Here is a 23,755-nt window from a genome sequence, read left to right on the forward strand (position 1 = left end):
ATCAGTGTTCAGACTAGGCGCGACAAAGGGTCGCGTCTAATTGCCAGTATTGATGTATTGATAGATGGCGTCGATCAAGGTTCCCGGCCTTTTCGCCGGCGGCTTATTCCAGAGACGGCGGATCAGGATACTTTTGAGTCTTTAGCCAGTCAGGAACCCAAGTCTGCAGGACTGGTCTAGTCTTGGGCATCTGGAAATTAAATCCCAAGGAGAGCGCACCATGAGTATTTTTAGCTTTATCAAAGAAGCCGGCGAAAAGATTGTTGACCTGTTGACGCCGGGTAATGCGAACGCCAGTGAGCAGTTGAAGGAGCATGTGAGCAAGGTGGGCCTGGGTAATCCAAACGTGCAGACCACGGTGGATGGCGACAAGGTCACTGTGACCGGTGAAGTGGCGACCCAGGAAGAGAAAGAAAAGATCCTTTTGGCGCTGGGTAACATTGCCGGTGTGGCAAGTGTGGATGACCAGATCACTGTTACCGGCCCAGTCGTTGTGGCTTCACGCTTTGTTGTTGTGAAAAGCGGTGACACGCTCAGCGCAATTTCTAAAACGGTCTATGGCGACGCGAATAAGTACAACAAGATTTTCGAAGCTAACAAGCCGCTGTTGTCGCACCCGGACAAAATCTATCCGGGCCAGACACTGCGTATCCCTGAGTAATACGCAGGATAAAATGAGGAAGCTCGCTCCTACAGGTTGGTATCAGGGCTTGCCCCCTCCCACATTCGCTCAAAGTCCGGCAATGAGATCTCGGTAATCCCCGACAGCCGCGAATTCTGCGGTGTCTTTTGGCCCTTTTTGGCTGTCCGGCTCTTTCACCGCCAGCAAATGCCCCACGCCGAAATCCCGGGCACTGCGCAGAATCGGCAAGGTGTCATCGATAAACAAGCTACGGGCCGGGTCGAAGCGGATGTCGGCTTGCAACGCTTGCCAGAACTGTGGGTTCTCCTTGGGGAAACCGTAGTCATGGGAGCTGATCAATCGCTCGAAATACGGCGCCAGTTCAATGCGTTCCAACTTCAATGACAGCGAATCACGATGAGCATTGGTGATCATAATCACGCGCTTGCCGGCCTGTTTGATCGCCTTCAGAAAAGTATCGGCATCCGGGCGCAGGGCGATCAAGTGGGCGGTTTCCAGCTTGAGCTCACGCACCGGGATCGCCAATTCAGCGCTCCAGAAATCCAGGCAATACCATTGCAACTGTCCGGCGTTACGCTCAAACAACGGCTGCAACTCCATTTCGGCCATGGCCCGGCTCACGCCGTGCAGTTCGGCGTAGCGGTGAGGCAGGTGTTCCATCCAGAAATGGTTGTCGTAGTGCAGGTCGAGCAAGGTGCCGTCCATGTCCAGCAGGACGGTGTCGATGGCGTGCCAGGGCAAAGAGGGCATGGTGCGTTCTCATGTAAGTAAAGATATCCGACACAGACAATCGGAAAAGCCACGGTATAGTAACCCGATCACGCCAAGGAGCCGCTTATGCGCCAGAAACCCACCGTCCTCGCCCGCGAAATAGTCGCCAGTAGCCGTTTGTTCCGCGTGGAGGAAGTGCAGTTGCGCTTTTCCAATGGCGTTGAACGGACCTACGAGCGCCTGGTGGGGCGTGGTGCTGGCTACGGCGCGGTGATGATTGTGGCGATGATCGACGAAGATCATGCGTTGCTGGTCGAAGAATACTGCGGCGGCACCGACGAATATGAATTGTCCTTGCCCAAAGGCTTGATCGAGCCCGGCGAGGACGTGTTGGCGGCGGCGGACCGCGAACTCAAGGAAGAAGCCGGCTATGGCGCGCGGCAGTTGGAGCACATCACCGAGCTGTCATTGTCGCCGGGCTATATGAGCCAGAAAATCCAGGTGGTGCTGGCCACCGACCTCTACGAAGAGCGTCTGGAGGGCGATGAACCTGAGCCGATGCGCGTGGACAGGGTCAACCTGCGGGAGCTGTCGGCGCTGGCGCAAAATGAACAATTCAGCGAAGGCCGAGCGCTTGCCGCGCTGTATCTGGTACGCGATCTGTTGACCCAGCGTGGAGCGTTCAACGCATGAGCGAACTGTTTTTAGGCCACCCGTTTATTGCCCCCGTGATTGAGCTGGCACGCCAGGCCGGTGAAGCTATCCTGCCCTACTGGCGCGCAGATGTAGCTGTGACCTCCAAGGCGGATGATTCGCCGGTGACGGCTGCCGATCTGGCTGCGCATCATCTGATACTCGCAGGTCTTACCGCGCTCGATCCGAGCATTCCGGTATTGTCCGAAGAAGACGCCAATATCGATCTGAGCGTGCGTGCCCAGTGGCAGCGGTGGTGGCTGGTGGACCCGTTGGATGGCACCAAGGAATTCATTTCCGGCAGCGAAGAATTCACGGTCAATATTGCCTTGATCGAACAGGGGCGCGTGGTGTTCGGTGTCGTGTCGATGCCGACCACCGGCCGTTGCTACTTCGGTGGCGCGGGCCTTGGGGCATGGCGTTCAGATGTGAAGGCAGCGCCCAAGCAGATTCAGGTGCGCCAGACTCCGGCCGCAGGGGAAGCCTTTACGGTGGTCGCCAGCCGTCGGCATACCAGCCCTGAGCAGGAACGCCTGCTGGATGGCTTGAGCGAAGGCTTGGGCGCGTTGAAACTGGCGAATATCGGCAGCTCGTTGAAATTTTGCCTGTTGGCCGAAGGCAGTGCCGATTGCTACCCGCGCCTGGCACCGACCTCGCAATGGGATACCGCGGCGGCACAGGGCGTACTGGAAGGGGCGGGAGGCGAAGTATTGGAGTTGAGTGGTGAGCGTTTCAGCTACCCCGCACGGGAGTCGCTGTTGAACCCCTTCTTTCTTGCGCTGCCAGCCAAGGCCGCATGGCGTGAACGCCTGTTGACCCTGGCCAGAACTTAAGACCGCGGCAGATCAAAATGTGGGAGGGGGCTTGCCCCCTCCCACATTTTTTATCGGTGCAGGACGTACTGGCCGGTAAAGGTTACTGCACGCGCCTCACTGCCCTCATTCACAATCCATGTCTCCAGCGCCAACCGTGCCCGACCATAACGCTTGTACGTCGCCAAGAAACGTTTCCACACTTTTTCTTCCGGCGCCGCGCAAATGGCCGTCGCATCCTGCGTCACCGGCAGCGGATAGCTGATCTGCCCTTCCTGAATCACGATATGACCGTCGTCTATCCCCGCTTCGTGCAGCTTCAGATGCAACCAACCCCAGCCTGCCAGCACGGCACCGCAGTAGAGGCTGCCACCGAACATGGTGCTCTTGTGGTTGATATTGGCTTGCAAGGGCAGGTGCAGGTGCAGTTGGTCATGCTGCCAGTCGAGCACCTTGAGACCCATCTCACGGGTGAGGGGAATGTCATGGTGGAGTACGGCTTGCAAGTAACGGCTGTCGCGGCTCATAGCGGTCTCTTGGCGGTAGGCGGATTCATTCGTCGTCGGCGCTGTGGCTGGCGCTGTCGGCGAAGTTCAGGCCGTGTTTGCGCAACTTGTCGTGCAAGGTCTTGCGCGGCACGCCCAGGGCTTCGGCGAGGCTGCGCACGGAGCTGTGAGGGCGGGTGAGTTCGGCGGCGATCAGGCTTTTTTCGAACTGCTCCACTTGCTCGCTCAAGCCGCCGGGCGTGGACGTCAGCACGCCGGCGGCGGGATTGTCCTGGGCGTTATCGAGCGCCAATTCCAGGCCCAGAGCGAAACGCTCCGCGGCGTTTTGCAGTTCCCGCACATTGCCCGGCCAGCTGTGGCGCAATAACAGCGCGCGCTGGCCCGGTTGCAGCTCATGCAGGGGCAAGCCATGGCGGCTGCTGGCCTCGTCGGCGAAATGCTGGAACAGCATCAATGCATCTTCACCACGCTCGCGCAGGGGCGGGATGCGTAGCGGTGCCACATTGAGGCGGTAATACAGGTCGGCACGGAAGCGGCCCTGGTCGGCGGCTTGGCGCAGGTCTTCCTTGGTGGCGGCGATAATGCGGATATCCAGCGGGATCAGTTGATTGCCGCCCAGGCGTTCCACCACGCGCTCCTGCAACAGGCGCAGCAACTTGACCTGCACATCCAGGCTCATGCTTTCAATTTCATCGAGAAACAGCGTGCCGCCATTGGCAAACTCGAACTTGCCGATGCGGCGTTTCTGCGCACCTGTGAACGCGCCCGGCTCATGGCCGAACAGTTCGCTTTCTACCACCGATTCGGCCAGCGCTCCGGCGTTGATTGCTACAAAGGGGCCACTGCGGCGGCTTGAGAGGTCATGCAGGGCGCGGGCGACCACTTCTTTGCCGGCACCGGTTTCGCCCAGGATCAGCACGTCGGCCTTGGTCGCAGCCAAGGCGCCAATCTGCTCGCGCAGGCGCAACATTTGCGGGGAGTGCCCCACCAGGCGCGTGCTCAGTTGCTGACGATCGCTGAGGGCCAGGCGCAGGCTGCGGTTGTCCAGCACCAGGCGGCGCAGGGCCAGGGCACGGCGCACGCTGTCGAGCAGTGCGTCGCTGGCGAAGGGTTTTTCGAGGAAGTCATAGGCCCCGGCACGCATGGCCTGCACCGCTAACGGTACGTCGCCGTGGCCGGTGATCAGCAGCACCGGCAGGTCCGGGTCCTGGCCGTGCAGTTCAGCCAGCAGCTCCAGGCCGTCCATGCCGGGCATACGGATGTCGCTGACCACCACGCCTGGCCAATCGCGGGACAGGCGGGCGGTGAGGCCGGCGGCTTCGCCCAGGGGCAGGACTTTCAGTCCGGCCAGGTCCAGGGTTTGGCACAGGGCTTGACGCAGGTGTGGATCGTCGTCGATCAACACCACCTGAATCTGGTTGTCGATGCTCATACACTGCGGTCCTCGGACGGTTGCAGACTGACGCCCGGCGAGCCGGCACGCAATTTCAAGGTTAACAGCGCGCCGCCTTCCTTGTGGTTGGCGAACAACAGTTCACCGCCGAAGGCGCGCATCAGGGTATCGCAGATTGCCAGGCCCAGGCCCAGGCCCTGGGTGCGCGTCTTGGTGGTGTAGAACGGCTCGCTGGCGCGGCCCAGGGCTTCCATGCAAAAGCCTGGGCCATTGTCGCGAATGTACAGGTTGACGCCCTGGGGCGTGGTTTCGGCACTCAGCCAGAGCTTGCGCGGCGGGCCTTTTTCGGTGAGGGCGTCCAGGGCGTTGGCCAGCAAGTTACCCAGTACCTGGCGCAGACGGGTTTCACCGGCCTGCACCCACAGGGTTGCCTCCGGCAGGTCGCGGATCAACTCCACTTCCATTGAGCGCCGCCGCTTGGCCAGCAACGCCAGGGCGTCATCCAGTGCCGGTTGCAGGGCCACACTCTCCGGCGCGTGACGGTCACGGCGAGCGAAGGCGCGCAAGTGCGCGATGATCGAGGCCATGCGCCCGGTCAGCTCGCTGATCAACTTGAGGTTGCCGCGGGCGTCGCTGGTGCGCTCATGGTCGAGGAGGATTTCGGCGTTTTCCGCATAGCTGCGAATCGCCGCCAACGGTTGGTTCAGCTCATGGCTGATACTCGCCGACATGGTGCCCAGGGCCGAGAGCTTACCGGCCTGGACCAGGTCGTCCTGGGCGCGCACCAGTTCCTGCTGGGCGTGTTCGCGCTCCAGCACTTCCTGTTTCAGGCGCCGGTTCAGGCCCTCCAGGTCGCTGGTACGCTCGGCTACGCGCATTTCCAGCTCACGACGGGCCTTGGCTTCGAAGGCGATGCGTTCCAAATAATGCCGGCGGCGCTGCATCAATAATCCCAGCAACAGCATTAGCACCAACAACGTGGCACCGCCCACGGCGACAACCGTGCGCACCGGACGGTTGATCAGCGAGCGTGGTGCGAGAATTTCCACGTTCCAGCCGGTTTCGGCGATGGCCGTGGATTGACGCAGCCAGGCGCTGCTGCTCAGGCTCAGCGGCTGCGGGTCGCGGGTGGGGTAGGGCTGGATAGCGATGATGGCCTGGCGCTCTTCGGCGGTCAGTGGCCGCGTGGCACGGAATCGCCATTGCGGGCGCGAAGTGAGGATCACCACGCCGTTGTGATCGGTGACCAACAGTTGTTCCGGTGTGTTGCCCCACAGGCTTTCGGTGTGATCAAGGTCGACCTTGACCACCAGCACGCCGATGATGGTATCGCCGTCATGCACCGCGGCGGCAAAGAAGTAGCCGCGCTTGGCCGAGGTGGTGCCCAGGCCGAAAAACCGCCCCAGGCGCCCGGCCATGGCTTCGCTGAAATAGGGGCGGAAGGAGAAATTGCGCCCGACGAAGCTGTCTTGTTTGTCCCAGTTGGAGGCGGCAAGGGTCTTGCCGGTGGTGTCCATCAGGTACATCACTTCCACACCGGCCTGCGCGGCGACATCCTTGAGCAACGAATTGGCATTGGCCAGGTTGGTGCTGACGTGAGGCGCGTCCAATGCGATACGCAGGGCCGGCAAATCGCCGAGGATTTGCGGCAGCACTTCGTAGCGGTGCAGGGTGCCCAACAGGTTGGCGACATACAGGTCGAGGGTCTGGCGGTTTTGCCCGGCCAACTCGCTGCGGTAGTAGCGCTCGGCCAAATGCTCCAGCGGCCATAGCAGCGGTGCCAGGCACAATGCCAGCAGGGCGAGGCTGCGCCAGCGGGGTCTTCGCGGAAGGGGTGGAGTCATGGGGAGTGTGCGCCTGTGGGTACAGGCGCATTATGCCTAGTGCTGCTCGGCAAGACACTCGTGCAATGCGTCCTGCCAATGGGGCTGGCTGACGTTCCATTGCTGTTGCAGGCGGGTGCAGTCCAGTCGCGAGTTCAGCGGGCGCTTGGCGGGGGTGGGGTAGGCGCTGGACGGAATCGGCTCCAGCTCGGCGCAGGCTTTGCCTTCGATCCGCAATTGCTCGCCAATGGCTTGGGCGAAGCCGAACCATGAGGTCTCACCTTGTGCGGTGAGGTGGTAGACACCCCAGTCTCCAGCCTTGCCGGCCTGCCACTGCTCAATCAGCGCGCGGGTGCTGTTGGCGATGGTGCCGGCCCAGGTCGGGGCACCGATCTGGTCGGCGACGATGCGCATCTGCGGTTTATCCTGCAGCAGGCGCTGCATGGTCAGCAGGAAATTCTTGCCATGGCTCGAATACACCCAACTGGTGCGCAAGATCAGGTGCTCGCCACCTACGGCAGCAATCGCCTGCTCACCCGCCAGTTTGCTCTGACCGTAGACACCCAACGGGTTGGGTGTGTCGCTTTCGGTGTAAGGGGCAGGTTTGCTGCCGTCGAACACGTAGTCGGTCGAGTAATGAATCAACGGGATGCCCAGGGCCTTGGCTTCCTCGGCGAGGACGCCGGGGGCGATGGCGTTGATGGCAAAGGCTGCGTCCGGTTCGCTCTCGGCCAGATCCACGGCGGTGTGGGCTGCCGCGTTGATGATCAGGCCGGGGCGGTGAGCGCGTACCTGTTGGCGGATGAGGTCAGCGTCGGCCAGGTCAAGCTGCTCGCGGCCCAGGACGATGAGTTCGCCAAGGCCCTGGAGCCGCTGTTGCAGCTCTTGGGAGACTTGGCCGTGTTGGCCGGTGATGAGGATTTTAAGGGGAGCTGTCACGGGAATAGGTCCGCCTCTTTCAGCGTTTTACCGTTCTGATCCTTGGCGGACAACGTCGGTGTGGCAGTGAGCTGCCAATCGATATTGAGCTCCGGGTCGTCCCAACGAATGCAACGTTCCGCAGAAGGCGTGTAGTAATCCGTGGTCTTGTAAAGGAATTCGGCGCTATCGCTGAGTACCACGAAACCGTGGGCAAAACCTGGTGGAATCCACAACTGGCGGTTGTTTTGGGCAGACAGTCGCACACTGGTCCACTTGCCGAAATGCGGGGAGCTGCGGCGGATATCCACCGCTACGTCCAACACTTCGCCAGCGGTCACACGCACCAGTTTCCCCTGGGCGTGTTCTACCTGATAGTGCAAGCCTCGCAGCACGCCTTTTTGCGAGCGTGAATGGTTGTCCTGCACAAATTGCAGTTGCAACCCAATGGCCTTCTCAAACTCGCGGGCATTGAAACTCTCATAGAAAAAACCGCGCTCATCGCCAAAAACCTTCGGTTCGATGATCAATACATCGGGCAATTCAGTGGCGATCACATTCATTTAGTGTTCCCGGCGAGCATGTACAAATACTGGCCATAGCCGGTCTTGCCGAAGTATTTGGCGCGCTCCAGCAGATAGTCGCGGTCGATCCAGCCGTTTTCGTAGGCGATCTCTTCCAGGCAAGCCACTTTCAGGCCCTGGCGATGCTCGATGGTTTGCACGTAAGTCGAGGCTTCGAGCAGGCTGTCATGGGTGCCGGTGTCGAGCCAGGCGAAACCACGACCGAACCGCTCTACGTGCAGATCGCCGCGTTGAAGGTAGGCGTTGTTGATATCTGTGATTTCCAGCTCGCCGCGTGGCGAAGGCTTGACCGCCTTGGCGATCTTGATCACATCGTTGTCGTAGAAATACAGGCCCGTCACGGCGTAGTGGGACTTGGGCTTCAGCGGCTTTTCTTCGATGGACAAGGCTCGGCCTTCGCTATCAAAGTCGATCACACCGAAACGCTCCGGGTCCTTGACCCAGTAACCGAACACGGTAGCGCCCGACGGACGTTCGGCTGCGCCGCGCAGTTGATCGCTGAAATGCTGACCGTGGAAGATGTTATCTCCCAGGATCAGGCACACCGGATCATCACCAATGAACTCTTCACCGATGATAAACGCCTGGGCCAAGCCATCCGGCGAAGGCTGCTCGGCATAGCTGAAGCGCACGCCGAACTGGCTGCCATCGCCGAGCAGGTTCTGGTATTGCGGCAAGTCCACGGGCGTGGAGATCACCAGGATGTCCTTGATCCCTGCCAGCATCAACACCGAGATCGGGTAGTAGATCATCGGTTTGTCATACACCGGCAACAGCTGCTTGGACACGCCCAGAGTAATGGGGTGCAAACGGGTGCCGGAACCGCCGGCCAATACAATGCCCTTCATCATGCGATCAAATCCTTTGCGTCAGTATTGCCGAGTCGTTCACCTTGATAACTGCCGTCCTGGACCCTGCGGCACCATTCCAGGTTATCGAGGTACCACTGTACGGTTTTGCGCAGGCCGGTCTCAAAGGTTTCTTCCGGGACCCAGCCCAGCTCACGTTCGATCTTGCTGGCGTCGATGGCGTACCGTTGGTCGTGGCCCGGGCGATCCTTGACGAAGGTGATCAAGTCAGTGAATTTTTCCACGCCGGCGGGGCGCTGCGGCGCCAGCTCTTCCAGCAGGCCGCAAATGCCACGTACCACGTCGATGTTCTTCTGCTCGTTATGGCCGCCGATGTTGTAGGTTTCGCCCACAACGCCTGTGGTCACCACTTTGAGCAGCGCACGGGCGTGATCCTCGACGAACAGCCAGTCACGTACCTGCAAACCATCGCCGTAGACAGGCAGTGGCTTGCCCGCGAGGGCGTTGAGAATGACCAGAGGGATCAACTTTTCGGGGAAATGGAATGGCCCGTAGTTGTTCGAGCAATTGGTCAGCAGTACCGGCAGGCCGTATGTACGCTGCCAGGCGCGTACCAGGTGGTCGGACGCCGCCTTGCTCGCGGAGTAAGGCGAGCTGGGTGCGTAAGGCGTGGTTTCGGTGAAGAGGTCGTCTACACCGTGCAGGTCGCCATACACTTCGTCAGTGGAAATATGGTGGAAACGGAACGCGCTTTTGGCCGGTTCTGCCAGCTTCTGCCAATACGCCCGTGTGGCTTCCAGCAGGCTGTAGGTGCCGACGATGTTGGTCTGGATAAAATCCGACGGACCGTCAATGGAGCGGTCGACGTGGGACTCGGCGGCCAAGTGCATGATCGCATCAGGTTCAAAGCGTGCGAGTACGGCGCTGACGGCGGCCTGATCGATGATATCGGCCTGGACAAACTCATAGCGGCTGTTGGACGCGATGCTGGTCAGCGACTCAAGGTTGCCGGCGTACGTCAGCTTGTCCAGATTGAGCACTTCGTGCTCAGTGTGTTGAATCAGGTGGCGGATCAGGGCAGAGCCAATGAATCCGGCACCGCCGGTGATGAGAATGCGCATGTCGAGGGCCTTTTCCTTAGACGGACAATAAGCGAAAGAAGCATAGCTTGAGTTGTGAATCGGGCCGGCGCAAGCGCGGCGAGCATAAGGGGTTGATTAACGCCCCGGAACAATGGCGATATAGACGTCTGAAAAAACAAAGGTCGTCACAATGTCGTTAGCCACATTGACCCACCGCGCCAGTTTACCGTGCCCACAAGTAAGCCCCGATCAAGCGGCAATCCTGCTCGAACGGCACTATGGAATGAGCGGCTTATTACACGCGTTGGGCAGTCAACAAGACCTCAATTACAAAGTTGACAGCGCCGATGGCCGTTTCGTTCTGAAAATCTGCCGCGGTGACTACGCCGCTGTGGAACTCCAGGCCCAACACGCGGCCCTCAGTAGTCTGCAAGCACATCTGCATCTACGCGTGCCCAAGGTGATTCAGGCGTTGGATGGTAATGAGCTGCTGACGGTGAGCGTCGATGGGCAAACCGTGCACCTGCGGCTACTGGAGTACATCGACGGCCAGCCCCTCACGCATTTACCGCACCTGAGCCGCGACGTGATCGCAGGCTTCGGTGAGCTGTGCGCGCAGATGAGCCTCGCGCTGCAAGATTTCGAACATCCAGGCCTTGCGCGCACCCTGCAGTGGGATCCGCGCCACGCGCAGGCGTTGATCACTCATCTGCTGGCAGCCTTGCCTGACCTGCCGCAGCGCGCCGCATTGGAACACGTAGCCGCGCAGGTTCAGGCGCATGTCCTACCGTTGGCACCCCACCTGCCGTGGCAAGCGGTGCACATGGACATCACCGATGACAATGTGGTGTGCCAGCGTGATGCCCAGCGGCGCTGGCGTATTCAAGGCGTGATTGATTTCGGCGATCTGGTGCGCACCTGGCGGGTTGCCGACCTGTCGGTAACCTGCTCGGCCCTGTTGCACCACGCCCACGGTGACCCATTTGCGATTCTGCCGGCAATCCAGGCCTGTCACGCAGTGATGCCGTTACAGCGCGAAGAGCTGGAGGTGCTGTGGCCGCTGATCGTCGCGCGCGCGGCGGTGTTGGTGCTCAGTAGTGAACAGCAGCAACGCCTGGACCCGGATAACGCCTATTTAAAGAAAAACGCTGAGCACGAGTGGGAAATCTTCGATATAGCGACATCAGTGCCGTTTGAGTTGATGCAAGCGGCGATTCTCACCAGCGTGGGCGAGACACGGCCATCCTTTGCCAGCGATGACTTTGCACCCTTGTTGCCGGGCCTGGTAGGGCGCGAGTTCGCGCTGATCGACCTGGGCGTACTCAGCCCGCATCTGGAGGCAGGTAACTGGGAGGCTCCTGGCATAGATCGACGGTTGCTGGCTGAAGCAGCGGCAGTACATGGGCTGGCGGCCAGCCGTTATGGGCAATATCGCTTGTCGCGTACCTGTCCCGACAGCGCGGTAGAGCCGCAGACCTTCCCCCTGCATGTCGAACTGCACCTGCCCCCTGGCACCGTGCTGCAAGCCCCCTTCGCAGGCACGCTGCGTGAAGGCGCCGATGGCTTGCTGTGCTTGCACGCCGCCGCGATGAGCCTGCGTGTGTGGGGCGTAAAAACCTCCATCAAGCCTGGGGCCGTGGTGGTCAAGGGGCAAATAGTGGGTGAGGTTCACGCGCCGCTGACTGTGCAGTTATGCAGCGCCGACCTTGAACCACCACTGTTCTGCACGCCCTCCCGAGCCTCGGCCTGGCGGGCGTTGTGCCCGTCACCGGCGGCGCTGTTGGGGCTGGTCTGCGATGCCGAGCCGGAGCTGGACCCGCACGCCCTGCTGGCCCGGCGTGATGCCAGCTTCGCCCGCTCGCAGAAGCATTACTACATTGACCCGCCGCGTATCGAGCGGGGCTGGCGCAACCACCTGATCGACATGCAGGGCCGATCCTACCTGGACATGCTCAACAACGTAGCCGTGCTGGGCCATGGCCACCCGCGCATGGCCGCAGTGGCGGCGCGGCAATGGTCGCTGCTCAACACTAACTCGCGATTTCACTATGCCGCGGTTGCCGAGTTTTCCGAACGTTTGCTGGCGCTGGCGCCCGAGGGCATGGACCGCGTGTTTTTGGTCAACAGCGGCACCGAAGCCAATGACCTGGCGATTCGCCTGGCTTGGGCCTACAGCGGCGGGCGCGACATGCTCAGCGTGCTGGAGGCGTACCACGGCTGGTCAGTGGCGGCGGACGCCGTGTCCACATCAATTGCCGATAACCCCCAGGCATTGAGCAGCCGCCCGGACTGGGTACACCCGGTGACAGCACCCAATACCTACCGCGGCGAATTCCGCGGGCCAGATAGCGCACCGGATTACGTGCGAAGTGTGGAACACAACCTGGCGAAAATTGCCGCAAGCCAACGCCAGTTGGCCGGGTTTATCTGTGAACCGGTATACGGCAATGCCGGGGGCATCTCTCTGCCGCCGGGTTACTTGCAGCAGGTGTATGGCTTGGTCCGTGCCCAAGGTGGCGTGTGCATCGCCGATGAGGTGCAGGTAGGTTACGGCCGCATGGGCCATTTCTTCTGGGGTTTTGAAGAGCAGGGCGTGGTGCCGGACATCATCACCATGGCCAAAGGCATGGGTAACGGCCAGCCTTTGGGTGCGGTAATCACCCGTCGAGAAATTGCCGAGGCGCTGGAGGCCGAAGGGTATTTCTTCTCGTCCTCGGGAGGCAGCCCGGTCAGTTGCCAAATCGGCATGGCGGTGCTGGACGTGATGGAAGAAGAGAAGCTCTGGGAAAACGCCCAAGTGGTTGGCGGGCATTTCAAGGCTCGACTGGAAGCGTTGATCGACCGCCATCCGCTGGTCGGTGCCGTACACGGTTCGGGCTTCTATCTGGGCCTGGAACTGGTGCGTGACCGCTATACCCTGGAACCTGCGACGCAAGAGACGGCCCTGTTATGTGATCGTCTTCGGGAATTGGGGATTTTCATGCAACCTACCGGCGACTACCTGAACATTCTCAAGATCAAACCGCCGATGGTCACCTCCCGGCAAAGCGTGGACTTCTTTGTCGATATGCTGTCGAAGGTGCTGGACGAGCAATTGTAATAGGTCGATTGTTATCGGCTATTTTGTGTAATATTCGGGCGCTATTATGGTTAATAGCTTCCAAAGCCGATTTTTATCCAGATTAAGTCGGTCTTCATCCCATTCGGAGTCCTGAACGCCATGACCACTTTGCACAGCACCCCACGCGCCGATGGCTTCCATATGCCTGCCGAATGGGCGCCACAGACCCAAACCTGGATGATCTGGCCCGAGCGCCCCGACAACTGGCGCCTGGGCGGCAAGCCTGCGCAGGCCGCCCATGTGGCCGTGGCCAAGGCCATCGCGCGCTTTGAGCCCGTGACCGTTGCAGTTTCGGCAGGCCAGTACGAGAACGCCCGTGCGCGCCTGGATGTACCCAATATTCGCTTGGTGGAAATGTCTTCCGACGATGCCTGGGTCCGCGACACGGGCCCTACGTTCGTGATCAACGACAGCGGCGAAGTGCGGGGCGTGAATTGGGATTTCAACGCCTGGGGTGGTTTTGACGGAGGCCTGTATGCACCGTGGAACCGAGATTCCCAGGTAGGCGGCAAGATCCTGGAGATCGAGCGGGCGCCGCGTTACCGTACTAAAGGTTTCGTGCTTGAAGGTGGTTCGATCCATGTGGATGGCGAAGGCACCCTGATCACCACCGAAGAGTGCCTGTTGAACCGCAACCGCAACCCGCACCTGGATCGTGCGGCCATTGAGGCGGTGCTGGCTGATCACCTGGCGGTGGACAAGATCATTTGGTTGCCGGATGGCCTGTTCAACGACGAAACCGACGGTCATGTGGATAATTTCTGCTGCTACGTGCGCCCAGGCGAAGTGTTGCTGGCCTGGACCGATGACCCGCAAGATCCGAATTACTCGCGCTGCCACGCAGCCATGGAGGTGCTGCAAAACAGCACCGATGCCAAGGGGCGCGCGTTCATCGTGCATAAAATGCCAATCCCTGGGCCGTTGTATGCCACCGAGGAAGAATGCGCCGGTGTCGATCCGGTGGATGGCAGCCAGGAACGTAACCCAACCGTGCGGTTGGCCGGCTCCTACGTCAACTTCCTGATCGTCAACGGCGGCATCATTGCGCCGAGTTTCGATGACCCGCTGGACCACCAGGCCAAACAAATCCTGCAGAGCCTGTTCCCGCAGCACGAAGTGGTGATGGTGCCGGGTCGCGAACTGTTACTGGGGGGCGGCAATATTCACTGCCTGACTCAACAGCAGCCCGCTCCGCACAGAAATTGAGTGCAGTTGTAACAGCGCCTTGAGCGCGAGTGAGCGCTGCGCAACCGCAGTGTTACAGCCAAGCCCGCGACCCGGCCAGGTCGCGGGCTTTTTCATGCCTGTATACCGGTGAGCACGGGACATTGGCATAGCTCTTGTATCGCTGTCGTTACAGTGGACCAAGGGCGATGACTGCACAGTTCTGTCACAAACCTTGAGTAAGTTAGCCGCTCACGCAGCAGGAGAGAGCGCTGAAATGAATGCCGATATCGACCTGATGAACACGCGCACGTTTCACCCCTTGCGAGTCAACGGCGATGCGATCCATGCGTTGGCGCTGTGGTTGAAGGCAAACGGCTCGCGACAGGTCAGGCAGGTGCCTGATTTGCGCAGCGTGATGAATGAACGCTACCCGGTGGGGTTGTTCACAGAGGATGAAGTGCAGGCTCTGTGTGATCTGATGTGTAGTTAAGCCGTTTTGTTGGGGGGAGCTTGCTCGCGAAAAATTTATAAGCGCCGCGTTCGGCCAGGAACCGTGCGTTATCGTTGACGTTTTTCGCGAGCGAGCTCGCTCCTACAGGGGGTGATTCGCGCCTGACTGGTGTTAGAAGCTGTAGGTACCGGTGACCACCAGGCTACGCGGCTCCCCCGGTTGAATCTGCGCCGCACTGGTCGCCGAGGCGTAGTAGTTTTTGTCGGCAATATTGTTCAGCGCCGCCCTCACGTCCCACTCTTTCTGACGGAACCCGGCCAGCGCGTCCCAGCGGCCGTATCCCGGCAGTACCACGGTATTGAGGTTGTCGGCGTAGCGATCGCCCACCAGGGTCAATCCGGTTTCCGCATACCAGCCCATTTCCGGCTTCCAGGTGATGAACAAGCTGGCATTGCGCTTGGCCACGTCGCTGATGCGTTTGCCTTCAAAGCCGTTGTTGTCTTTCTCTACCTTGGCGTCCTGCAGGCCCACGCCGCCGCGTACGTACCAGTTATCGACGATCTTGCCGGTGGCCGTCAGCTCCACGCCGCGTGAACGTTGCTCGCCGGTAAGCAGGGTAATGGTGCGGTCCAGCGGGTCGCTGGTACGGCGGTTATAGAGTTCCAACTCGTACACAGCCAGGGTGGTGCTCAGGCGATCGTCGAACCAGTCGCTCTTCACGCCGATTTCCTTCTGCTTGGTCAGCTCCGGGCTCAGGTCGTTAACGCTCCCGGCGGCGTTCGGCGTGATGCCGATCAGGCCGCCACCCGCTGGCGAGAAGGTCTTGCTCCACGAGGCATAGAACGAATGATTTTCCAGCGGCGTCCACACCAGTCCGACGCGGGGGCTGGTGCTGTGGCTCTTCACGTTCTCCTGGGTGTTGAGCACCTTGCTGGTGGTATCCACCTCAAAGCGGTCGTAACGCAGCCCGCCCAACAGTTGCCACTGGTCGTTCAGGCGCAGTTGATCCTGCACATACAGCGCGCTGCTTTCGACTTCTGTGTGGTTGTAACTCGACAGTCGCATGCTCCCGGTGTGGCTCAGGCGGCGATTGGGTTGGTTGAGGTCCAGGCTGGGTACCGTCCTGGCATCCCGAGCCGAGTACAGCTTCGGATCGCGGCGCTGGCTGCCCAGCTCGATACCGGTGAGCAGGCGATGCTCCAGGCCAAAGGTGTCGAACCCCCCCTCCAGTTCGAGGTTGTTGAACACGTTGCGGGTGGTCAGGTCTTGCTGCCAGTGTTGGCGGGTGACACTGTTGGTTTTGGTGTCGTAGCCGGTCTGGTAGGTGTTGTCGAAATCGCTGTTGAGCTTGAACACCCCGAGGGTGTGGCGCAGTTGCCAGTTGGCATTGAGCTCATAGGCGAGCTTGGAGCGCAGTGACTGGGATTTATCGTCGATGTAATCGCTGTGATCGAAATAAGTGGTGCTGCGGCTCACATCCGCCGGGCGCCCGTTGACCCCGGGAATGCCACGGTCCGGCGTGCGGTTGTAGCGGCTGTATTCATATTGCACCAGCCAGTTCAGGTCGGGCGTGAGCTGCCAGCTCATCGACGGTGCGAACAACTGGCGGTTGCCGCTGACGCCATCGCGAAAGCTGTTGTTGTCCTGGTTGCCCATGTTCAGACGCAGGCTGATGGTGTCGCTTGGGTCGGCACTCAGGTCGGCATACAGGCTACGCAAATCGTTGCTGCCGCCTTGGGCTTCGATGCTCGATTTATGGCCCGGCGTGGGTAATTTGCTCACGCGGTTGACGATACCGCCCTGGCCACCTCGCCCGTACAGCACGGCGGCCGGGCCCTTGAGCACTTCGATACGCTCGATGTTGTGCAGGTCGCGCACGTACTGGCTGTCGTCGCGAATGCCGTCCAGGTAGAAGTCATTGCTGGCGTCGAAACCGCGTATGCGCAGGCTGTCGAAGCGCGTGTCGGCGCCGCTGCTGACATTGGGAATGCCGCTCAGCGCCTGGCCCAGGTCGTTGGTGCCGTAAGAGCGCAGGTTGTCGGTTTTTACCGAGTCGATCGCCTGGGGCACATAGCGTACGGAGGTGGCGGTGCGCGTGGCGGTGTTGGTCTCTTTGACACGTGGGTCGTCTTCGTCAGCCACCGCGTTAATGGAGGTTTCGGGCAGTACCGTAGTCGCGCAGGCAAAGCCGGCAGACAACAGCATAGAGAGCCCAAGGGCGGTGGGCGTCAGGCAAGGGGTGGACATGGGAGTGTGTATCCAACAGGGTGGGCAGAAAATTTGCGCGAATGGTAATGCTTTGCATTTGCGCGGGTTATCTATTCCCTGTCATGACGCCTGTCAGATTTGTTACTTGATGTGTTTTTATCGGTGACGAGGGACATTCAGCCCTTTTCAACGTAGCGCTTTAGCTCGCCGCTTAGACGAATATCGCCTAAATACAGACGATTCACGAAATTGACACATAGTTCAACGCGCGCATAGGATTGCGCCCAACGCCTGTGGCTCACCGCCATGACTTACTCCAATAAAAAAGGCCCGCGGCAGTTCAGTCGTCCGCGGGCCTTCTTTTTGCGGCAAAAGTCGACACCAGAAAAAAGCAACACGGAGCCTGGTGTCACAGCGCGTACTCAACCCGTAATAAGGAATATAAGAATATGTTGAAGCAACGGATGAGTCTGATCGCTCTGGGGATTTTGAGCGCATCGACAGCAATGGCAAACGACCAGGAGCAATCCAAGGGTTTTGTTGAAGACAGCCACCTGAACATCGCCGCACGTAACGCCTACATCAGCCGTGATAAAAAAAATGGCGAGAAGGACAAAGCTGAATGGGGCCAAGGCTTCATCGGCAAGTTCGAGTCCGGCTTCACCCAAGGCACCGTGGGTGTGGGTGTGGACGTGATTGGTCAATACGCTATCCGTCTGGACGGTGGTAAAGGCCGCGCTGGCGCCGGCGGTATCGACTTCTTCAAGCAGGGCAACGGCACTGTCGATGAAGACGGTCAGCGGAAACCGGGCTCGGCACCCCACGACCTGGCCAAAGGCGGCGCTGCCGTGAAGTTCCGCGTTTCCAACACTGTACTCAAGTACGGTGATCAGTTCCCGGCTGTGCCTGTGCTGCAGTACGACAACTCCCGCCTGTTGTCGGAAACCTACACCGGTACGTCGATCGTCTCCAAAGAGATCGCCGGTCTGCAACTGGACGCAGGTCACTTCACCAAAGAAGCGCGCAAAAGCATGGAAGGCACCGACAGCGGTCGCCTGAAAAGCATCAACTACATCGGTGGTAGCTACAAATTCACCGAAAGCCTGTCGGCTGCTCTGTACGCCTCCGACATGCAGGACGTGCTGAAGAAGCAATACGTCAACGTCAACTACGTGCTGGCCCTGCCAGAGAAGCAGTCGCTGACGTTTGACTTCAACGGCTACAAGACCAAGCTCGACCGCAGTTTCGCCCTGCAAAACCAAGGTGACGCGGACGCACGCGACAACAAGATCTGGAGCCTGGGCGCGACCTGGGCCGTTGGCGCGCACAGCTTCACCCTCGCTCATCAGCGCAGCACCGGCGACACCGGCTACCTGTACGGCGGCTATCGCAACGCTGGCGGTATCGGCGACGGCGGCAATACCATCTTGCTGGCCAACTCCTACTGGTCCGACTTCAACGGCAAGGACGAGCGCTCCTGGCAAGCAGGTTACGGCATCGACTTCGCCACCTTTGGCGTACCGGGTCTGACCTACAACATTGCCTACGTGCGTGGCACCAACATTGACGACGGCACCGGCCGTGGCGATGGTTCCGAGCGTGAAATCTGGAACCAGTTCAAGTACGTCGTACAGAGCGGTCCAGCCAAAGACCTGAGCCTGCGTGCTCGCGCCTCGTGGCTGCGCGTTTCCAACAACGCCAGTGGGTACAACACAGGCGGAAACGAAATCCGTCTGTTCGCCGACTACCCGATCAACGTTTTCTAATTGATCGAGCGTCGTGCCTGATGTCAGGCAATAAAAAACCCCGACTGGTTCGGGGTTTTTTTATGCCTGGAGGCTGCCACCTAGGCCTTGGCTGGCGCGAGCTTCTTGCAGTTTTCCTTGCGTGTCGGGTACTGCTCGCACTTGCGCAACACCGTTTGCACCTGCTGCGCATTCTGCAGTTGCTGGTTGGCCAACAGCTTCTCGGTAATAAACAGTTCCTCCGAGCCCAGATTGCGTTCCGCTTTGTCGATCATCGCCAGCGCCGATTGCCCATCACCCCGCTTGAGGTGGTAGCTGATCATCAAGTCATAAGTAGAAGGGCCGGCCAGGGACCAGTCCTTGATCGCCTGTAACTCTTTCACCGCTTCGCTGTTTTTGCCTTGGGCCAGGCGCACGGTATAGGCGGTGCGCCGAATGCTCGGCTGGTCTTTTACCGGCGAGGCCAGGGCCTTGCGAATGAAAGCGTCAGCCTGTGGCACCTTGTTTTTCTCCAGGGCATCAATCGCGAAGTACGCGTCTTTATAGCCCTGCAAAGCTTTCGCCACCTGGGGCGTGCTCTTCATCTTCGACCAGCTTTGCGGGTTGACCCGGGCGCGGCGCTCCTGGCGATATTCGCGTTGCAAGTACTGGCGCAGCTCGGTGTCACGGTCCATGGCCGACATGTGTGAGCGATTGAAATACTGCGTGGTTGCGGTGATGCCGGTGGTCAAACCGTCCTTGACCAGCACGTCCAATTCTTTGGTGAACTGGTTGAGGTTGAACTGTTGCAGCGAATCCTGCATGGCATTCTTGCGCGCAGTGAGGAAGCCTGTGAGCAAGGGTTTCTGCTTGCCCTGGAAGTCGTTGAGGCGCTCCAGGCTATGGGTGGCGGCGCGAGGGGCGTAACCGGCGCGGATCATCAAGTCGGTGCCCAGCAAGTCCGCCTGGTCTTCCTGGCTGCGGCCCCAGGCGGTGCTCCATACATGATCGGAAAAGGTATTGGCCAGGGCGGTGTACAGCACGGTGTTACCGATGGTCTTTTGGGTGCCGGCCGGGTCTTTACTGAACAGTTTCATGGTCCCGGAACTACGATCGACGCCCGTATCAGCAGCCATGGTGGCCAAGGCGACCGTGGAGGCGACGGTGGTGAACATGTCTTTCTGCTGCTGGAAGGCGGCCATGCGGTCATGGTGATGCAGCAATACGTGGCTCATTTCATGGCCAAGCATCGCGGCAATTTCGTCTTCGCTGGCGACGTTGTCCAGCATACCCAGCGGCACGAACAGGTTGCCGTAAGGATCTGCCGACGGGCCGAATCCATAGCTGTCGGTCATCTTCACCTGCAGCGGCGGCAACTCCCCCGGCCAGCCCTTGGACAAGCGCGTGACAATGCCCTGCAAGTAGGTTTGCAGCATCGGGATATCCACCAGGTTCTGCTGGCGCGCTTCGGCAGCCGGCACCGCTCGTCCGTCGTAGCTCAGGCGCTGTTTGCTCTGGCGTTGGGGGTCGAGCTTGTAATACTGGCGCACGTCGGTGTTGTCCACATAGTGGCCCTGAACCCTGGATTGGGTCGAGGGCCCCACCAGGTTCAGGAACGCCTGGTCTGCGCCCTTCAAAGTGGCGCAACCGCTGAGCACCGAACTGGCCAACAGGCTGGCTGCTACAAGATATCCCTTCACCGCAACGCTCCTTTTATTGATTGCAACCGGCACCAAAACCAATGGTGGAATTATTGCGGCTGTCTTTGGCCTGGCTTTTGGTCAGACCCTGGCAGGGCAGGTCCACGACATTCAGCGGTGGTTCGATGCGCAGGTCCATGGTGTCCAGCCACACCTTCTGGCCCGCCAGCTCCACCTGGACCAGGTCCAGCGCCTGGTTGTACTGCAACACCGGTACGGGCTGAGTGGGTGCGTCTTTTTTTGCCAGCTCACGTTGTTGCTTGCCCTGCTCGTCCAGCACGGTCACCGGGTCGGCGAGGAACGCCTTGATACTGTGAATTTCCGCCCAGGCACCCTGGGTGAAGAGGGCGGTGAGCAAAACGACGAGACTTCTGTTCATCCTTGAATTCCTTGAGTCAAATGACAAAACGGCACACTCAACGGTCACGGTCGAAGAAGGCTTCGATCCGCTCGCTGAACAACACCAACGACAGCAACACAATGCCCAACACGTTGACCGGCGTGATGTCATTGAGGCTCAGCAACACACTGACCGCCGCCAACATCGACATCACCAACAGCCACGAGGGGCACGGCGAGGTAAAAAACCAGATTTCCTGGCGCCGCCAACGGCTCCAGGTGCGCTGGCCCGCCAGGCGACGTGCGTGCAGCGCCTTGAGCACGGCAATCAACGCCAGCAGCCCGAGTTCCAGCAGGTCCAGCCAATTGAAGGGCAAGCGGGGGAAGTTGGCCGGTTCATGGTCGTAGTCCATGCCCTCATTGATCAGGTTATCCAGGGCCATGGCGTGCAAATACACGCCGGGGAGCTGGCCATGTACCGGCGACTCCACCAGATCCCCGGTGGAGGCAATATTGGCGCCCACCAACACCAGGCGGTCGCGCAGTAACTCGGCGACCAGTGCCTGGTCATCGGGGTCGCTGACCTCCAGATCACTGGCCGACAACGTCAGCGTATAAGGGCACCGTGCCTGGGCCGAGTCATCAAGCTTCCAGAACACGGCCTGAAAGAACTGCGCCACCCCGTCCAGCAAAAAATGCCGCGCGGGCGCGCAGTGGCTGATATCGGCAATACGCGCCTGTTCCGGCGCCAGCTTCAAGCCCCACTGCACCGCAATGGGCTGACGTTGCGCAGCGGTTTGCGCATCCACCGGCGGCTGTTTGCAATATTGCGTGGCGCAGAACTCGCGGTACAGCGCCATCGCCGGCGTTTCCAAAAGCCCAGCCTGTGTGTGCATCGCCAGTGGATACTTGTCATCCACTCCTTCCCACACCACCAGCGCCGGCCGGCTCACCTGCATAAACGGCGCCAGCGTATTCGCCTGGCCCGCCTCCCCGCGCGCCAAACCGGTGTTGGCCAGCCACAGCGGGATACCCTGGCGTTGATAACGCTCAAACACATTCGCCAACAACTGACTGCCCCGCGTCGGGTCGCCCAACGAGTGGTCGTGGCTATAAAGCAAATCCACAAACACCGCCTGAGGCTTGTACGCCAGCAAGCGCTTGAACAACTTGCTCTGCTCGCCATAGGGCATGGGCCACGAGCTGTTGTTGCGCATCAGGTAGGCATCATCGATCAACACCACCGCCACCCGCTGCTGCCCAAGGCTCGGGTAGTGACTGGCAAACATACGATTGAGCCACTGCGCCGACGCCTTGTCGCTGGAACTGGCCAGGCCGAAAGGGTCAAGAATCGCCAGCAACACGATGATGGCCGCCAGCCAATAGCGGCGGTATTTGAATAGCGGGGGTTTGGACGACATCCATGTCTCGATTAAAAGCATAAGCAAGGCGAGGTTTTTAACGGAGTGGGGAGGGGGTGTCAAATGGAAAAGTGGCTAAGTGCCATATCGCTATTGGCGCATGGATCGTCGTTCGCAAAAAGCCCCGACCTATTCAGGCCAGGGCTTTCCTGTGCTGGGCTTGCCCGCGATGACCATGGGTATCTACACAATTCCTGGTGCGACGCCGGACCTGTGGGAGGGGGCTCGCCCCCGATGGCGGCCGTAGGGCCGACCAGGATGCTGGACTTTGATCAAGCACATATCCGTTATTTAGGTAACGGCCACCTAGGGTTACGCTCTGACAGCGGCTCACTTTTGAAAAAGCGCAAAAGTAAGCGAAACGCTCTTGCCCCACCACTCGGCATCTCGCCTGGGCTCGGTGTGCCCGTAATCCGCCAGTGATTTGGGGGGGGCGCCGCCACGCGCCATCCATGGCGCGGGGCGGCTAAACCGGCATTACCCCCCAAATCCCTGTCGAGTTCCGGCCAGCGTGGTTTAACGGGGCGCCTAAGATCAAAAGCAGATCAAGAGTGGCTCGCTTCGCATCGTGGTTACCGTCGGCAGTGGCTACAAAAGTTGTATAGATACCCATGCCGCGATGACGTCAGCCCGCGCACCACACGACTTCTGCTAAGGCGCCTGCATCAAATCGGGCTCTCAGATCCGGTCGCGGAATCGGCAGCGACGGTCGGAAGGGTAAATTGGTGGGGAGTGGGGAGCAGTCGGGAAAATGGATCTGTTCCTTTTAGCCTCAAGGCCTTCAATGATTGTTACTGCCTCGTCACAAAGGAAAGCCCGCAATGGCGGGCTCAGACTCGCTTTTTCGCCGTGTCGTAAATTTCGCTGTCACGACGAGCTCCGACAGCAATGATCAGAACCTCGATTCTCTTTCCATCGACCCGGTAGACGATTCGAGTGTCGCCTGTTTGGATTCTGCGACATCCAGCCAGGCTGCCACTTAAAGGTTTACCGCTTTTGTCAGGCTCGCCGTTTTCAACTCTGTCTTCAATCACATCAAGGATCCGGTTTGCCGCAGCAGAACCAAGCTTATCGAAGTCTTCTTCTGTATCCGGGTGGTATATGACGCTCCAAACCATCGCAAATCCTTAGTCTTTTTTGGCGTACCTGGCCCGCATATCGGCGTGGGAGATAGCGTTTTGTGGGTCGAAATTTGCTACCCGATCACGTGCCGTCGCTTCAATACGAAGGTCTTCAAGCTCATCAAGCATTTCTTGATAAGCCTGGACATTTACGATGACTGCTGCGGGCTGATTGTCTTTGAATACAACCAGACGATCGGTGGTGCGGCTCGATACCTCTTTGAGCTTCGCACTGAACCCTCGAACCATCGCGGTAACCGATACGGCCTGATCAGCTCGCTCAAGCAACGCTGCCATGACTGTTACTCCATACAAAACAGACATTGAAACACAGGAATGCATACAATAAATCGCTAAATCCTGCGTCTTTAAGTATGCAAAGTATTGCGCAATACATCACGCGATTCAACCGTCAGATGAATGTATTTATGTGCGAAACGTCGCTGTTTTCTTGTCACCAAGGTTGCAGACCCTCCGGGCAGCAGTGTCAGCGCGCCTAGTGCCTTGTGTAAAAGGTGACAGATTTATT

21 protein-coding genes are annotated in these 23,755 nt (G+C 59.6%); 7 read left to right on the plus strand and 14 right to left on the minus strand.

The window, feature by feature from the left end:
- The first annotated feature begins 220 nt into the window (after positions 1-220).
- Positions 221-661, plus strand: a complete 441-nt coding sequence (lysM, locus tag TX23_RS12400; RefSeq protein ID WP_057702413.1) for a peptidoglycan-binding protein LysM — start codon at positions 221-223, stop codon at positions 659-661.
- Positions 662-730: 69 nt separating this feature from the next.
- Here lysM and yrfG read toward each other — a convergent pair whose 3' ends face one another.
- Entirely contained in the window at positions 731-1,393 is a 663-nt protein-coding gene (gene yrfG, locus TX23_RS12405; RefSeq protein ID WP_057702414.1) for a GMP/IMP nucleotidase, read from the minus strand.
- 87 nt (positions 1,394-1,480) lie between these two features.
- Here yrfG and nudE point away from each other — a divergent pair, with 87 nt between their 5' ends.
- Positions 1,481-2,047, plus strand: a complete 567-nt coding sequence (gene nudE / locus TX23_RS12410; RefSeq protein WP_005783845.1) for an ADP compounds hydrolase NudE — start codon at positions 1,481-1,483, stop codon at positions 2,045-2,047.
- Positions 2,044-2,880 carry a 3'(2'),5'-bisphosphate nucleotidase CysQ gene (gene cysQ / locus TX23_RS12415; protein ID WP_057702415.1) on the plus strand — a complete coding sequence of 279 codons (837 nt, stop codon included), beginning with the start codon at positions 2,044-2,046 and terminating at the stop codon, positions 2,878-2,880. The genes nudE and cysQ overlap by 4 nt, the downstream gene beginning before the upstream one ends.
- A gap of 50 nt (positions 2,881-2,930) precedes the next feature.
- Here cysQ and TX23_RS12420 read toward each other — a convergent pair whose 3' ends face one another.
- Genes TX23_RS12420 through rfbB form a run of 7 tightly spaced genes read right to left on the minus strand, consistent with a single transcriptional unit; the run spans position 2,931 to position 10,013 of the window.
- Positions 2,931-3,386 carry a thioesterase domain-containing protein gene (locus TX23_RS12420; RefSeq protein ID WP_057702416.1) on the minus strand — a complete coding sequence of 152 codons (456 nt, stop codon included), beginning with the start codon at positions 3,384-3,386 and terminating at the stop codon, positions 2,931-2,933.
- A gap of 25 nt (positions 3,387-3,411) precedes the next feature.
- Positions 3,412-4,797 carry a sigma-54-dependent transcriptional regulator gene (locus tag TX23_RS12425; RefSeq protein WP_057702417.1) on the minus strand — a complete coding sequence of 462 codons (1,386 nt, stop codon included), beginning with the start codon at positions 4,795-4,797 and terminating at the stop codon, positions 3,412-3,414.
- Positions 4,794-6,602 (minus strand): sensor histidine kinase, encoded by a 1,809-nt coding sequence (locus tag TX23_RS12430; RefSeq protein ID WP_057702418.1) that lies wholly within the window; start codon positions 6,600-6,602, stop codon positions 4,794-4,796. Before TX23_RS12430 ends, TX23_RS12425 begins: the two co-directional genes overlap by 4 nt.
- Positions 6,603-6,638: 36 nt before the next feature.
- Entirely contained in the window at positions 6,639-7,520 is an 882-nt protein-coding gene (gene rfbD / locus TX23_RS12435; protein ID WP_057702419.1) for a dTDP-4-dehydrorhamnose reductase, read from the minus strand.
- A complete protein-coding gene (rfbC, locus tag TX23_RS12440; protein WP_057702420.1) occupies positions 7,517-8,062 on the minus strand; it encodes a dTDP-4-dehydrorhamnose 3,5-epimerase in 546 nt (181 codons plus the stop codon). Before rfbC ends, rfbD begins: the two co-directional genes overlap by 4 nt.
- Positions 8,059-8,934 (minus strand): glucose-1-phosphate thymidylyltransferase RfbA, encoded by an 876-nt coding sequence (gene rfbA, locus TX23_RS12445; RefSeq protein WP_057702421.1) that lies wholly within the window; start codon positions 8,932-8,934, stop codon positions 8,059-8,061. The genes rfbC and rfbA overlap by 4 nt, the downstream gene beginning before the upstream one ends.
- Positions 8,931-10,013, minus strand: coding sequence for a dTDP-glucose 4,6-dehydratase (rfbB, locus tag TX23_RS12450; RefSeq protein ID WP_057702422.1), 1,083 nt, complete (start codon positions 10,011-10,013; stop codon positions 8,931-8,933). The genes rfbA and rfbB overlap by 4 nt, the downstream gene beginning before the upstream one ends.
- 151 nt (positions 10,014-10,164) lie before the next feature.
- Between rfbB and TX23_RS12455 the strand changes: the two genes are divergently transcribed.
- The 3 genes from TX23_RS12455 to TX23_RS12465 all read left to right on the plus strand — a co-directional run bounded on the left by TX23_RS12455 (position 10,165) and on the right by TX23_RS12465 (position 14,752).
- Positions 10,165-13,074: an aminotransferase gene (locus TX23_RS12455; RefSeq protein ID WP_057702423.1), complete on the plus strand. Its 2,910-nt coding sequence runs from the start codon at positions 10,165-10,167 to the stop codon at positions 13,072-13,074.
- Between the two features lie 120 nt (positions 13,075-13,194).
- Positions 13,195-14,301, plus strand: coding sequence for an agmatine deiminase (gene aguA / locus TX23_RS12460; RefSeq protein WP_057702424.1), 1,107 nt, complete (start codon positions 13,195-13,197; stop codon positions 14,299-14,301).
- Between the two features lie 235 nt (positions 14,302-14,536).
- Positions 14,537-14,752: a hypothetical protein gene (locus TX23_RS12465; RefSeq protein ID WP_057702425.1), complete on the plus strand. Its 216-nt coding sequence runs from the start codon at positions 14,537-14,539 to the stop codon at positions 14,750-14,752.
- A gap of 132 nt (positions 14,753-14,884) precedes the next feature.
- Here TX23_RS12465 and TX23_RS12470 read toward each other — a convergent pair whose 3' ends face one another.
- On the minus strand, positions 14,885-16,960 hold the full coding sequence (locus TX23_RS12470) for a TonB-dependent receptor (protein WP_057702426.1): 2,076 nt from the start codon (positions 16,958-16,960) through the stop codon (positions 14,885-14,887).
- Positions 16,961-17,370: 410 nt separating this feature from the next.
- On the opposite strand from TX23_RS12470, the gene TX23_RS12475 reads away from it, so the two are divergent.
- Positions 17,371-18,687 carry an OprD family porin gene (locus tag TX23_RS12475; protein ID WP_057702427.1) on the plus strand — a complete coding sequence of 439 codons (1,317 nt, stop codon included), beginning with the start codon at positions 17,371-17,373 and terminating at the stop codon, positions 18,685-18,687.
- 80 nt (positions 18,688-18,767) lie between these two features.
- Here the strand turns inward: TX23_RS12475 and TX23_RS12480 are convergent, their stop codons facing one another.
- From TX23_RS12480 to TX23_RS12500, 5 genes are all read right to left on the minus strand, one after another.
- On the minus strand, positions 18,768-20,345 hold the full coding sequence (locus TX23_RS12480) for a M48 family metallopeptidase (protein WP_057702428.1): 1,578 nt from the start codon (positions 20,343-20,345) through the stop codon (positions 18,768-18,770).
- 13 nt (positions 20,346-20,358) lie between these two features.
- Positions 20,359-20,724: a hypothetical protein gene (locus tag TX23_RS12485; protein ID WP_057702429.1), complete on the minus strand. Its 366-nt coding sequence runs from the start codon at positions 20,722-20,724 to the stop codon at positions 20,359-20,361.
- Positions 20,725-20,761: 37 nt separating this feature from the next.
- Positions 20,762-22,105: a CHASE2 domain-containing protein gene (locus TX23_RS12490; RefSeq protein ID WP_057702430.1), complete on the minus strand. Its 1,344-nt coding sequence runs from the start codon at positions 22,103-22,105 to the stop codon at positions 20,762-20,764.
- An 830-nt stretch (positions 22,106-22,935) separates the two neighbouring features.
- Positions 22,936-23,223 (minus strand): type II toxin-antitoxin system RelE family toxin, encoded by a 288-nt coding sequence (locus tag TX23_RS12495; protein WP_057702431.1) that lies wholly within the window; start codon positions 23,221-23,223, stop codon positions 22,936-22,938.
- 9 nt (positions 23,224-23,232) lie between these two features.
- On the minus strand, positions 23,233-23,523 hold the full coding sequence (locus TX23_RS12500) for a Phd-YefM (protein ID WP_057702432.1): 291 nt from the start codon (positions 23,521-23,523) through the stop codon (positions 23,233-23,235).
- Positions 23,524-23,755 lie beyond the last annotated feature (232 nt).

Source organism: Pseudomonas paralactis (genome assembly GCF_001439735.1).
Classification (GTDB): Bacteria; Pseudomonadota; Gammaproteobacteria; order Pseudomonadales; family Pseudomonadaceae; genus Aquipseudomonas; species Aquipseudomonas paralactis.